This is a genomic window from Kluyvera intermedia (assembly GCF_021440345.1).
GTDB classification, from domain to species: Bacteria; Pseudomonadota; Gammaproteobacteria; order Enterobacterales; family Enterobacteriaceae; genus Kluyvera; species Kluyvera intermedia_A.
This window is the reverse complement of the sequence record NZ_JAKCNS010000035.1, coordinates 24,257-37,503: the sequence shown is the minus strand read 5'-3', so window position 1 is coordinate 37,503 and position 13,247 is coordinate 24,257. Positions and strand designations below refer to the sequence as shown.

Sequence of the window (13,247 nt, the reverse complement as noted above, 5' to 3'; positions counted from 1 at the left end):
AGAGGTGCCCCTGTTTCATCAGAAAACAGGGGCCCTACGGCAAGGAGAGTCATGCTTAACTATGTCATTAAACGCCTGCTCGGCCTCATTCCCACGCTGTTTATCGTGGCCGTGCTGGTGTTTTTATTTGTCCATATGCTACCGGGTGACCCGGCTCGATTGATTGCCGGACCGGAGGCTGACGCGCAGGTGATTGCGATGGTGCGCCAGCAGCTGGGGCTGGATCAGCCGCTGTACGTGCAGTTCTGGCACTATATCAGCCACGCCGTGCAGGGCGACTTTGGCACCTCAATGGTTTCACGCCGCCCGGTGTCAGAAGAGATAGCCAGCCGCTTTTTCCCCACTTTACTGTTAACCCTCGCCAGCATGGCCTGGGCGGTGTTGTTTGGGATGGCGGCGGGGATCGCCGCTGCCGTCTGGCGTAACCGCTGGCCCGATCGTCTGGGCATGGCGCTGGCCGTCACCGGCATCTCTTTCCCGGCATTTGCGCTCGGGATGCTGCTGATGCAGATTTTTTCCGTCGAGTTGGGATGGTTGCCGACCGTCGGCGCCGACAGCTGGCAGCACTACATTCTGCCGTCGATAACGCTGGGTGCGGCCGTGGCGTCGGTGATGGCGCGCTTTACCCGCGCCTCGTTTGTTGACGTGCTGAATGAAGACTACATGCGCACCGCTCGCGCCAAAGGGGTGAGTGAAAAAAGGGTGGTGCTCAAGCACGGGCTGCGCAACGCGATGATCCCGGTGGTCACCATGATGGGGCTACAGTTCGGCTTTCTGCTCGGCGGCTCGATTGTGGTCGAAAAAGTGTTTAACTGGCCGGGGCTGGGGCGCCTGCTGGTTGATTCGGTGGAGATGCGCGACTACCCGGTCATTCAGGCCGAAGTTCTGCTGTTTTCGCTGGAGTTCATTCTTATCAACTTAGTGGTGGATGTGCTGTACGCCGCCATTAACCCGGCTATCAGGTATAAATAACGTGCGATTATTTAATTGGCGCAGGCAGGCGGTACTCAATGCCATGCCGGTGATGCAAACGGGGAAACAACGCACGCCGTGGCGCGAGTTCTGGCGGCGTTTCCGCCAGCAGCCGGTGGCTATGGCATCGGGTATTTTCGTGCTGCTGCTGATTGCGGTGGCGGTGGTGGCACCGTGGATTGCGCCGTTTGATGCTGAAAACTATTTTGACTACGACCGCCTGAACGAAGGACCGTCGCTGATGCACTGGTTTGGCGTTGATTCGCTGGGCCGCGACATCTTCAGCCGGGTGCTGGTCGGGGCGCAAATCTCGCTAACCGCTGGCGTTTTTGCCGTCTTGATAGGTTCGATTATCGGTACGGTATTGGGCCTGTTAGCGGGCTACTACGAAGGCTGGTGGGACCGCATCATCATGCGTATCTGCGATGTCCTGTTCGCTTTTCCCGGCATCCTGCTGGCGATTGCGGTGGTAGCGATTATGGGCAGCGGGATGACTAACGTGATTATCGCCGTGGCGATTTTCTCCGTCCCGGCCTTTGCGCGGCTGGTGCGTGGTAACACCCTGGTGCTCAAGCAGCAGACCTTTATCGAGTCGGCGCGCAGCATTGGCGCCAGCGATAGCGTGATTCTGTTCCAGCATATTCTGCCCGGTACGGTGTCATCGATTGTGGTCTATTTCACCATGCGAATTGGCGTATCGATAATCTCCGCCGCCAGCCTGTCGTTTCTCGGTCTCGGCGCGCAGCCGCCGACGCCAGAGTGGGGCGCGATGCTCAACGAAGCGCGCGCGGATATGGTGATTGCACCTCACGTCGCGATATTCCCGGCGCTGGCGATTTTCCTGACGGTATTGGCGTTTAACCTGCTGGGCGATGGGCTGCGCGATGCGCTGGATCCGAAGCTGAAGGGGTAGGGAGGAAAATACCCGGTTACGTTTAACGCTACCGGGTAGAGCGGTAGGCCAGAGAAGCTGACCTACCGTTATGAGGCGTCGTCTTAAACCAGGCTACCCCACAGGTCATATTCGTCCGCGTTTTCAACCTTCACGCGTACGACATCACCCGGTTTCACCTTGGTTTCGCCATTCAGATAGACCGCACCGTCGATTTCCGGGGCATCGGCCATGCTGCGGCCAATGGCGCCTTCTTCGTCAACTTCGTCAATCATCACCAGAATTTCGCGGCCGACTTTTTCCTGCAGGCGCTCGGCGGAAATCTGCTGCTGCAGCTGCATGAAGCGGTTCCAGCGATCTTCTTTCACGTCGTCTGGTACCTGATCCGGCAGATCGTTGGCCGATGCGCCATCAACCGGGCTGTACTGGAAGCAGCCTACGCGGTCGAGGCGGGCTTCTTTCAGGAAGTCGAGCAGCATCTGGAAGTCTTCTTCCGTTTCGCCCGGGAAGCCGACGATAAAGGTGGAGCGCAGCGTCAGTTCAGGGCAGATTTCGCGCCACTGTTTGATACGGGCCAGCTGGCGGTCAACGGAGCCTGGGCGTTTCATCAGCTTGAGGATACGCGGGCTGGCGTGCTGCAGCGGGATATCCAGGTATGGCAGGATTTTGCCTTCGGCCATCAGCGGGATGACGTTATCCACGTGTGGATACGGGTAAACATAGTGCAGACGCACCCAAACGCCGAGCTTAGACAGCTGCTCGCACAGGCTTTCCATGCTGGTTTTGACCGGCTCGCCGTTGTGGAAACCGGTGCGGTGCTTGACGTCAACGCCGTAGGCGGAGGTGTCCTGGGAGATCACCAGAATCTCTTTTACGCCCGCATCGACCAGACGTTTGGCTTCCGCCAGCACTTCGCCAATCGGACGGCTAACCAGATCGCCACGCATGGATGGAATGATGCAGAACGCGCAGCGGTGGTTACAGCCTTCGGAAATTTTCAGATAGGCGTAGTGGCGCGGCGTCAGCTTAACGCCCTGTTCCGGCACCAGGCTCAGGAACGGGTTGTGCTGCGGTTTTGGCGCGTAATGGTGAACGTGTTCCAGCACCTGCTCGTAGCTGTGTGGGCCGGTGATTTCCAGAACCTTTGGGTGCACTTCGCGAATTTGATCTTCTTTGGCACCCAGGCAACCGGTCACAATCACCTTGCCGTTTTCTTTCAGCGCTTCACCGATGGCTTCCAGTGACTCCTGGACTGCGCTGTCGATAAAACCACAGGTATTGACGATAACCATATCGGCATCATCGTAACTCGGCACTACGTCATAACCTTCAGTGCGCAGTTCGGTCAGGATACGCTCGGAGTCCACAAGGTTTTTTGGGCAGCCGAGGGAGACGAATCCAATTCGCGGTTGTTGCATTCTAGTACGCTCACAAAGTAAACAGAAAATAAAAACCGGGCGATTCTACACGGCTTTACGTCGACTCTCTACTGCTACTTTGCCCGTCCGCCGCCATCCGGTGAGGTTGTTATGTTGTTACAGTTGTTGCTAATGATGATGATTTATTGATGTCACGCAGCACGTTGTTCGTTTAGTAACCGCATAATGAGAATGCCAATGGGTGGCAAGGGAGGTAAATGCATGACGGAAAGCAAACTGAAACGCCAACGGCTGGGTCAGCTCATTAACGCGCGAAAGGACCTTAATGCTTATTTGCAGCTGAGAAAGGCCAAGGGATATATGTCAGTCGGTGAAAACGATCATCTGCGTACTAACCTGCTCGATTTGTGTAGTGAATTACGGAATAGCGCCATACCGCTAAAATTCTGTAGTTCACCGACAGAACTGGAAGTTTTTCGGCAGGCGGGCGAGGCTATTGCTTCAGCGGCAGTCTGCCTGATGAGCGGGCGCTACGACTGCCCGTCTTATATTGCGGTTAATGTAGTGACTCTGGATCGCTGCCTGGCGGCATTGACCAAAAGCATTCAGAAGCTGGATGCTGAGTCGTCCGTGACTCACGCCTGAAATCAGGGGGACATTCGTCCCCCTGTCATTTTTATCCCGCGATCGTTGAACCCTGCGGCTGGGTCGTGGCGGGTTTATCTACCCGTGCATCTCGCAGCGTAAAGGCTGACACGAGGGTAAAGAATCCGGCAATCGCACCCAGAATCAGGTAGGTGTCGGCAAAACCAATGGTGTCATACAGATAACCGGCAATCGGTGAATAGATGGCGGTGGCGATAGAGGCCACGAACAGCACCAGCAGGTAGACCGTGGACAGTAGCTTGTTGTCGAAATTGGCAGAAATGAATTTAAATACGGAGACCAGAATCAGCGGTTTTTCGATGGCGTGCAGCATTTTGACTGCCGCAATCCATACCGGCCCAAGTTGAATGGCGGAACCGGCGATACGTACGGACATGATCGTCCCGGCAATCACCAGCGCCCATTTGGCCCCGGTACGGTTAACGAACCACGGCATCAGGCACAGGAATAGCGTCTCGCCGCACACCTGGATAGAGGCCAGAATTCCGTACCAATGGTTGCCTTCTTCTTTGGTTGGGAACTGCATCGAGAAATACTGGGCGAACTGTTGATCGTAGGTGTCGTAAATCTGCGTGACGAACAGAGTGAAGATCAGCAGCATCCAGAACTGGCCGTTCTTCGCCAGTTCCAGCGCATGGATGGCTTTCAGCGAATTGGTCTTCTGGATTTCCGCATCGGTCAGCTCGATTTTGGTCATCATAAAACACAGTGCCGCCACGATGATCGCGCAGCTCGCCAGCCAGAAGGAGAGGTTAGGCAGGGTGTCGATATATTTGCCGACAATCCACGCGGCCGCCGCCCAGCCCAATGATCCCCACATGCGCACCCGGCCATATTCAAAGCTATAGCGACGGGAAATTTTATCGATGTACGAGTCAATAACGCCGCAGCCGGAGTTAAAGATTATACCGAGGTAGATCCCGCCGAGAATAGCACCGAGCCAGAAGCTGTGTACCAGCAGCGGGGCGTAAACGTAGATAAAGAACGGGCCAACCGGTAGCAGGAGGGCGAGGATAATCCAGATGAGCTGTTTTTTCAGGCCGAACTTATCGGAAATAAAGCCAAAGAACGGCTGCATCAGCAGGGCGATAAAAGCGTTGGTGGCGTAGAGAAGCCCGGTTTGCGTCGCGCTGATCCCCAGATGCTGCGTGGTCCATATAACAAAGAAAGCCATGGTTGCTGACCAGGCGAAAAGGTACAGAAAATCGAATATGCTGAGCAGAATATAATTACGTTTGCCGGGTAGTAGCATCGCCACATCCTCATCAAATATCAGGCCATCCCCCTGGCACATGGCAATTGCCCGTGCCCACTGAATATTGTTTTGGTATGTCTCGTTGTAAAAATGTCATACGTTAACAATTTCTGTTTTAATCTGACATCTGAACGCCATGGGCAAGCAATGCTCATGGCGACTAATTGTGATTTGTTTCACAAATGTGTCTGCTATTTAGCTGAGATTAGCGATAACGATCACTTATTGATTTTTGAGAGCGTATGACTTTTTATATCTTTGGCGTCAGTTTATCCGCCAGCGATCGGAGTTGATCGGCAATACTCAGCAGATCGGTCTCATGGTTATGCAGCGGCCCCGCGGAGTTTCGTACCACCAGACGGCTCGGTAGGATCGTCGAAGCGCGTGATGCTAGCGGTGACTCCATCGACTGGAGCAGCTGCTGTACCGCCATTTTTCCTTGTAAATCAAAATCAATCGCGACGGTGGTCAACGCCGGTTCGAAGAATGCGCTCTCGTAAGTATCGTCATAGCCAATTAGCGAAATATCCTGCGGGATTTTGCGTTTTTGCTGATGCAGCGCACTTAGTGCTCCAAGCGCCATTTGGTCATTGGCAATCAGCAGGGCGGTGGCCTGCGGGGTTTCTCGTAGCATTTGTAACGTAGCCAGGTAGCCGCTTTGCGCGTCCCACTGGCCATGATGTACCGCCAACGGGTTGAGCTGGTAGGAGGCAAGCGTATCCCGCCAGGTATTCAAACGCAGGCGGGCGGGCACTGAATTTTCCGGGCCGGAGAGCAGGCAGAACTGACGATGACCGAGCTCATAGAGGTATTTTACGCTGGCTCGCGCGCCTTCGGCTGGGTTAAAGGTAACGTTAAAAACGGAACTGTAGGGATCGACGTCGAGAAACAAACACTGCACGTCCGGGTTCTCATCGACCAGGCTTTCCGCCACCGGCGTCTCCAGCGGGGCGTTGATGATGACACGCTCTACCCGCTGGGACTTCAGCTCGTTGATAGCATATTGAATGCTGCTATCGCCGCCGTCATCAATCATCGAAATCAGCACCTGATAGCCTTGTTCACCGGCGTATTTCTTGACCGCAGCGGCAATTTGCGAGGGCGCATGCAGCGCCAGCGAAGTAGTGACTAACCCCAGAGTTTTACTCTCTTTGCCCACCAGCTGCTGGGCGACGCGGTTAGGCACGTACTTTAGCTCGGCAATGGCCAGTTCGATTTTCTTACGCGTTTTCGCCGATACGTTGGCGGAATTATTGAGAACGCGGGAGACCGTCTGGTACGACACATCGGCGTGGCGCGCCACGTCCGCGAGAGTTGCTGCTTTGGTTTTCATACTCGCCCCATCAAAAATTTGTTCCAGTATACCCGAGCGATTGTTGGACGTGTCACTTAAGCACGTGCCAGGCGAACGGTGGTGGACAATTTGTCCGATAAATCGCCTAAAACGCGTGAGTGATCACATTTTCAGCCGCCATGGGTTGCGGCTATAGGGGGAAGACGCGTAGAAAAAGCGTTATTGTGAACGAATAACATTTTTTGTCTTTATGTGACATAAGGGAACCGACATGGACAAGCATTTGCCAATAAATCCCGCAGCCCCCTGGCTTCTGCACGGCGCGGACTACAATCCGGAGCAATGGTTACACGTGCCGGGGATCCTGGAACAGGATATCGCCATGATGCAGCAGGCGGGTTGTAACATCATGTCGGTGGGGATTTTTAGCTGGTCGGCGCTGGAGCCTACCGAGGGCGAGTTTACCTTCGGCTGGATGGATAGCGTGCTGGATAAACTCCATGAAGGCGGGATTTCCGTTTTTCTCGCAACCCCCAGCGGCGGTAAACCGGCGTGGCTGGCAGCGCGATATCCGGAAACCCTGCGCGTCAGCGCGGCGCGCGTCAAAGCGTTGCACGGAGGTCGGCATAATCACTGCCTCTCATCACCGGTCTACCAGCAAAAAGTGACGTTGATAAACCAGAAGCTGGCGCAACGCTATGCCCATCATCCCGCGGTATTGGGCTGGCATATCAGCAATGAATACGGCGGTGAGTGTCATTGCGATCGCTGCCAGCAAGATTTCCGTCTTTGGTTACAGGCGCGCTATCAAACGCTGGATGCGCTCAACCATGCCTGGTGGACCGTATTCTGGAGCCACACCTACAGCGACTGGTCGCAAATTGAATCCCCGGCCCCGCAGGGAGAAACGTCAAATCATGGGCTTAACCTCGACTGGCGGCGTTTTGTCACCTCTCAGGTGAAAGCGTTCTATCAGACCGAAGTCGCGCCACTGAAAGCCGAACGCCCGGAACTGCCGGCGACCACTAATTTCATGTGGTATTTCAATGATTACGATTACTGGCAGCTAAAAGATGTGGTCGATTTTGTCAGTTGGGACAGCTATCCCATGTGGCACAAGCAGGAAGACGAGCGCGCGGTGGCCTGTAAAACAGCGATGTACCACGACCTGATGCGGACCTTAAAGGGCAAACCGTTTGTGCTGATGGAGTCTTCTCCGGGTCAAACCTGCTGGCAGCCGACCAGCAAGCTGAAAAAGCCGGGAATGCATATTCTCTCGTCGTTGCAGGCGGTGGCACACGGTGCCGATGCGGTGCAGTATTTCCAGTGGCGTAAAAGCCGTGGTGCGATTGAAAAATTCCACGGCTCGGTTATCGATCATGTCGGTCATCTCAATACCCGCACCGGACGCGAAGTCTCGCGACTGGGGGAAATGCTTGCGGCGCTAAACCCGTTGGTGGGCAGCAAAACGCAGGCGAAGGTGGCGATTATCTTCGATTGGGAAAACCGCTGGGCGGTGAATGATGCCGCGGGTCCGCGCAACTGCGGCATTCACTACGAACAAACGGTGGTCGATCACTACCGTCCGTTCTGGGAGCAGGGGATTGCGGTCGATATGATTAACGCCGATAGCGATCTCAGCGGTTATGAGCTGGTGATTGCGCCAATGCTTTATATGGTGCGCGAGGGCTTTGCCGAGCGGACGGAAGCATTTGTGCGCACTGGCGGCTATTTTGTCGCAACCTACTGGACCGGGATCGTCAACGAGAGCGATCTTTGTCATCTCGGCGGTTTCCCCGGGCCATTACGTCCGCTGCTTGGCGTATGGGCCGAGGAGATTGATTGCCTGACCGATGAGCAAAGTAATGGCGTTGAGGCGCTGCCGGATAGCGGTCTGCAAGGCAGTTGGCGTGCCCGCGAACTGTGCGAGGTGATTCATCCGGAAGGGGCTGAGGTGTTGGCGTGCTACAGCGAAGACTTTTACGCCGGTTATCCGGCGCTGACCCAGCATCGGTTTGGCAAAGGAAAAGCGTTTTATATTGCCTCGCGCAATGATGATGCCTTCCATCAAGCCTTCACCGGTATGCTGGCTAAAGCCTTAAAACTGCCGCGTGCTCTGGAGGCTGAACTGCCGACCGGGGTCATCGCGACACGTCGTACCGACGGGGAATGGGAGTGGGTGTTTGTGCAGAACTATACCGATAGCGAGCAGTCGGTAGGGCAGGTGGAGATTTTCCACAATGCGGTGTCCGGCGAGAAGGTGGAGAAACAGCTGGCGCTGGCACCCTGGGGATGTGAAGTGTTGGTCAGAGCATTGTAGGTTTGGTGTATTCCCGGCGGCGCTTCGCCGGGCTACATTAATACCGGGCTACAATCGAACCGTAGCCCGGCCAAGCGAAGCGCCCCGGGAGAGGCTGCCTGCTAACGCATAATGCGCCGCAAAATGCGGTTGGCCTGTTCCTCAAATTCGGTGGCGGCCTGATCAATTGTTGCCTTACCGTAATCAATACTCTGCAACGCGGCGGTAAACAGGGCGCCAAACTGCGGATCCTCGAGATATGGCTGCGCCTTCGATTTATTCGGTAGCGATGCGGACTGAAGCAGTCCAGAAATAACCGGATCGCTATCGGTCAGCAGACCCGCGTCGCGCAGGATTTTCTCCCCTGATTTGCTCAATGGCACGCCGCGTTCCAGCGCAACCGGTACCACACCTTCTTTCACGCTGGTCAGGAAATTAATCAGCATGGCGGCTTCCTGCGGATGGCGGGTATTTTTGCTCACCGAGAACATCAGCGCCGTTTTGTGGAACTGCCCGGCGTCTTTAGCCCCTTCGCGCATTGGATACGGCCCCATGACCAGGTCCGATGGATGGGCCAGATTCTGCGATTCGGCGGTGTACAGCACGTTCCAGTTATACACGCCGCCCCATTCGCCGTTGATCCACGGCTTCATCTCATAGGCCACGCCCTTACCAAATGATGCCAGGGTTCTGGCATCCGGTACCGCGTGGGCGTCGACCATCTTGCGGTAGAAGGTAAATGCTTCAACCAGATCGCTATGATTCCAGCCAAGCTTACGGTTTTTCTCATCGACCATGGGCTTTTGGTTGCCCTGATAGATGTAGGAGTTGAGCAACAGCAGAGAATCTTGCTCGGTGAGGATCAGCGGGAAGTAGTTATCGCCAAGCTTCTCTTTAAACACCGGTCCGGCTTTTAACAGCTCATCCCAGGTTTTCGGCAGTTCTACCCCCGCTTTTTTCCACGTTGCCGCATTGTAATAGAACAGCATTACGTTGGCAGAAATGGGGATGGCATTGACCTTGCCATTGACCGTCGTGCTGGCCAGTGCCTCCGGAGTGTACTGATTAAGGCCAATCGGCTGGCTGAGCTTATTGAGATCGTAAAAACCGTCGCCGGTTTTTGACAGCAGCGTCAGCCAGTTCCAGTTGGTCTGCATCACATCGGCTTCGGTATTGCTGTTGATCTGCGTGGTCAGGCGTGAGTAAAAACCATCCCAGCCGGTGTATTCGGCTTTCACCTTAATGTTGGGATATTGGGCTTCAAAGGCTTCCAGCGCCTTTAAGGTCGCCTGGTTACGGGCTTTGCCGCCCCACCAGGCAAAACGGAGTTCCACCTGATCGGCGCTGTGCGCGATAGGCATCGCACCGAAACTGCAACAGGTAAGCAGGAACAAAATCGACTTTTTCATGGATGAATCCTCCGTGTAACAACGACTAGCGGCGATGCTGACGGTAGTGGGTCAGACTTTTCACCAGCTGCATTTCCTGCTCGCACCACGGCTTGCCTTCTGGCGTCAGAACATCATGGAACCAGAGCGACTGTGGAGAGGGATGGTCTTTATTGACGCTGGTCCATGGGATCCAGGTCTGCGTTCTACCCTGTACCAGCCCCCATTGGTAACAGCCGGTATCAAAAGCGCTAAACAATGGAAGCTGTTCGCTAAACTTGCAGTCCATATGGCGGGCCAGCCATTCGGTGCACAGTACCGGACGATTACGCTGGGCCAGGTTTTCCAGCACACCGAGCTGGCGAGCGGCGTTGCTATAGTTGTGGTAACTAATAATGTCGGAAAGGTTGAGCGCTGCGACATCGATAGGATGCTCCAGCGTGCCGTATTGTTGATGGTCGATATGCCAGGCACCGACGGTTAGCGGCTGGCTTGGGCCAACGTCACGCGCCCAGCCGAAGGTGGCAACCATCAACTCCAGCGCGAAGCTTTCTAGCGCTTCGTCATACTCCATGGATTCCGTAGGAGAAAGGTTGATCCCGCGGTTGCCCGGCTCGTTATAGAGATCCCAGATGGTAATTCGCGGATCGTTTTTGAACTGTGTCAGCACGTCACGAACGTAGCTTTCAATGCGTGGCCATTGGCTTGTGTCCATCACTATCGCACGACCGGGGCTGGCGGCGGCCTGGCTATTATGTACGCCGTCGCGCGGCGGTTTTTGTGGCCCAAGATACGGCTCATCGCCGGAGAAGGCGCAGTCGTCCATCAGCGTCAGCATCACCTGAATCTGGTGTTTTTCCGCCAGCGCGAGGAACGTGTCGATGCGCTTGAGCAGCCCATCACGGTCGGCCTCCCAGACGATAAACGGCAGATTAGTGCGCAGGGCGTTGTAGCCGTAGCTATGGGCCCAGGCCAATTCCTGGTCGATGGTGGCGGCGTCAAAGGTGTCGGCCTGCCACATTTCGGTCCAGTTCACCGCGCTACGTGGAAGATAGTTAAAGCCGCAAGCCCAGCCGTGTTGTTGGTACCAGGCCTGAGCCTGTGATTCGCTCCATTGCGAGTGCATAAGGGGTCTCCATTGCTAATAATTATTAGCTAATATTTATTATCTACTGAGCGATACGCAATCACCACGCGGTCAATATGCCGAGTTGTTCACAAAAAAAGCCCCAGATATCTGTGCTATAGTCGCTGCGACAAGGAGTAAACATGCCGAAAAAAAATAAGATAACGATGAGTGATATCGCCAGGGAAGCCGGTGTTTCTCAGGCCACGGTCTCTCTGGTGCTCAACAATAGCCGGGCCATTCGCCTGAGCGACGCCACGCGCGAGCGGGTCTACGCCGCCGCCTCGGCGCTGGGATATCAGAAGATTATCGTGCCTCATCGCCCGGACGGGCAGGAGGAAATTGCTCTGCTGCTGTGTGGCATGCCGAACTATGACCCGTTTATTGATGCCATTAGCGAAGCCAGCAGCACCGCCTGGCAGCGGGATATGCTGCTGACCGTCTACGACTACGGCGACGATATGCAGATGGCCGAGCAAATTCTGCGTCAGCTCGATAGCCGCAACTGCGCAGGGGTGATTTTGGCAAGCCCGGTAACCCGCGCGTTTGACTTTTCTCCGTTTGAATCTTTGTTGAAAAAACCGGTGGTGCTGCTCAATCAGTACGACCCCAACAGGCCGCTGTTACCGACCTTCCTCCCGGACGATCGCGCCAACGCCTGCCAGATTGTTAGTCATCTGCTTTCGCAGGGCGTCACTCGTATCGCGCATATCATGGGCGATGAGTGGATGGATGCCAGCGTGCTGCGCCTGGAAGGTTATCGACAAACTCTCCAGCAGGCCGGTATCGAAATCGACGAAACGCTTATCAAGCAGACAGATTGGTCGCTGAATGCCACCTTCAACGCCACGCTGGAACTGATGCGTTTACCGCAGCCGCCGCAGGCCATTTTCTGCGCCAGCGATTGGATGACCCTCGGCTGCTATCAGGCGCTGGCCACGCTAAATATTTCGATTCCCGACGATGTGCTGGTATGCGGCTACGATGACCAGCGCATTGCGCATCAGCTGACGCCTGCGCTAACCAGCGTGCAGCTGGCTTATAATGAATTAGGGCGAATGGCGGTGAGTTATTTATGTGATGGCGACGATACATCGGCGCACATTCGGCTGGTGGGGAAATTGCAGGTGCGCGGCAGCAGCCTGCGCACCTGAAGGGATCAAGACACTGGGATCATCACCACGTCGCGGAAGGCAGGGCGGTCGGCAAGCTGCTGATACCAGCGCGCCAGATTTGGCCGCGGCTGCCAGGTTTTCACCGTTTCCAGTAGGTTATAGACAAACGGCGCCACGGCAATATCGCCGACGCCGAAGCTGTCGCCGGAAAGCCAGGTTTGCGTCGCCAGCGTGTTATCGAGAATATCCAGCAGCGGTTGGCAGGCAATAATTGCCGCTTCAATTTCTGCCATATTGCGTTTTTCAACCGGCGTTCTGACTAGCCCTATCAGAATTTTGCGATGCACTGGCGAGAGGGTTTCATTGGCCCAATCCATCCATTTCTCGCTTTTGGCCCGTTGCATCGGCGAGGCCTGCCATAGTGTATCCGCGCCATACTGCGCCGCCAGATAGCGGACGATAGAATTTGATTCCCACAGCACGTCGTCGCCGTCTTTGAGCATCGGCACCAGACCGTTTGGGTTGAGCGCCAGGTAGGCCGCGTCGTGGTTCACCCCGAATCCCTGACCTGCCATAATCTGCTCATACGGCACTGCCAGTTCGGCGAGCGTCCAGCGTACTTTCTTCACGTTCGTTGAATTATTGCGTCCCCACAGCGTAACCATAACTACTCCTGATTGTTTAGCGGAAATTAACTGTGAGCGAAAGTTAACGGTTACGCAATCACGATCAAAAAAAATGTCAGGTTTTAAGCACAACGCGGGGATCTTGCGTAAACTTAAAAAACTTTACCAACTCACTGTTTCTTTAAGAGAGTTTCTACGTTATTACTCACCGCCTGATGCAGTACGGTTGCTGTTG

The 13,247-nt window shown here is 55.1% G+C and carries 11 protein-coding genes; 5 read left to right on the top strand and 6 right to left on the bottom strand.

Annotation, left to right across the window (positions count from 1 at the left end; all coding sequences use genetic code 11):
- The first annotated feature begins 51 nt into the window (after positions 1-51).
- Both gsiC and gsiD read left to right on the top strand, forming a co-directional pair.
- Positions 52-972 carry a glutathione ABC transporter permease GsiC gene (gene gsiC, locus LZ634_RS10840; protein WP_234504868.1) on the top strand — a complete coding sequence of 307 codons (921 nt, stop codon included), beginning with the start codon at positions 52-54 and terminating at the stop codon, positions 970-972.
- 1 nt (position 973) lies between these two features.
- Positions 974-1,885 (top strand): glutathione ABC transporter permease GsiD, encoded by a 912-nt coding sequence (gene gsiD, locus LZ634_RS10835; protein WP_234504867.1) that lies wholly within the window; start codon positions 974-976, stop codon positions 1,883-1,885.
- An 83-nt stretch (positions 1,886-1,968) separates the two neighbouring features.
- Here the strand turns inward: gsiD and rimO are convergent, their stop codons facing one another.
- The gene (rimO, locus tag LZ634_RS10830) at positions 1,969-3,282 is read right to left on the bottom strand and encodes a 30S ribosomal protein S12 methylthiotransferase RimO (RefSeq protein WP_234504865.1); all 1,314 of its coding nucleotides are present in this window, start codon (positions 3,280-3,282) and stop codon (positions 1,969-1,971) included.
- A gap of 222 nt (positions 3,283-3,504) precedes the next feature.
- Here rimO and LZ634_RS10825 point away from each other — a divergent pair, with 222 nt between their 5' ends.
- Positions 3,505-3,888: a biofilm formation regulator BssR gene (locus tag LZ634_RS10825; protein WP_234504863.1), complete on the top strand. Its 384-nt coding sequence runs from the start codon at positions 3,505-3,507 to the stop codon at positions 3,886-3,888.
- Positions 3,889-3,919: 31 nt separating this feature from the next.
- On the opposite strand, the gene LZ634_RS10820 is transcribed toward LZ634_RS10825, so the two are convergent.
- Positions 3,920-5,161 (bottom strand): oligosaccharide MFS transporter, encoded by a 1,242-nt coding sequence (locus LZ634_RS10820; protein ID WP_234504961.1) that lies wholly within the window; start codon positions 5,159-5,161, stop codon positions 3,920-3,922.
- A 253-nt stretch (positions 5,162-5,414) separates the two neighbouring features.
- Positions 5,415-6,497 carry a LacI family DNA-binding transcriptional regulator gene (locus LZ634_RS10815; RefSeq protein ID WP_234504860.1) on the bottom strand — a complete coding sequence of 361 codons (1,083 nt, stop codon included), beginning with the start codon at positions 6,495-6,497 and terminating at the stop codon, positions 5,415-5,417.
- Positions 6,498-6,729: 232 nt separating this feature from the next.
- Here LZ634_RS10815 and LZ634_RS10810 point away from each other — a divergent pair, with 232 nt between their 5' ends.
- Positions 6,730-8,778: a beta-galactosidase gene (locus LZ634_RS10810; protein ID WP_234504858.1), complete on the top strand. Its 2,049-nt coding sequence runs from the start codon at positions 6,730-6,732 to the stop codon at positions 8,776-8,778.
- Between the two features lie 101 nt (positions 8,779-8,879).
- Here LZ634_RS10810 and LZ634_RS10805 read toward each other — a convergent pair whose 3' ends face one another.
- Positions 8,880-10,166, bottom strand: coding sequence for an ABC transporter substrate-binding protein (locus LZ634_RS10805; RefSeq protein WP_234504853.1), 1,287 nt, complete (start codon positions 10,164-10,166; stop codon positions 8,880-8,882).
- Between the two features lie 25 nt (positions 10,167-10,191).
- Complete coding sequence (locus tag LZ634_RS10800; RefSeq protein WP_234504851.1) at positions 10,192-11,271, bottom strand: cellulase family glycosylhydrolase; 1,080 nt, start codon at positions 11,269-11,271, stop codon at positions 10,192-10,194.
- A gap of 143 nt (positions 11,272-11,414) precedes the next feature.
- Between LZ634_RS10800 and LZ634_RS10795 the strand changes: the two genes are divergently transcribed.
- Positions 11,415-12,425: a LacI family DNA-binding transcriptional regulator gene (locus LZ634_RS10795; protein WP_234504850.1), complete on the top strand. Its 1,011-nt coding sequence runs from the start codon at positions 11,415-11,417 to the stop codon at positions 12,423-12,425.
- Between the two features lie 5 nt (positions 12,426-12,430).
- Here LZ634_RS10795 and LZ634_RS10790 read toward each other — a convergent pair whose 3' ends face one another.
- On the bottom strand, positions 12,431-13,051 hold the full coding sequence (locus tag LZ634_RS10790; protein WP_234504848.1) for a glutathione S-transferase family protein: 621 nt from the start codon (positions 13,049-13,051) through the stop codon (positions 12,431-12,433).
- Positions 13,052-13,247: the final 196 nt, after the last annotated feature.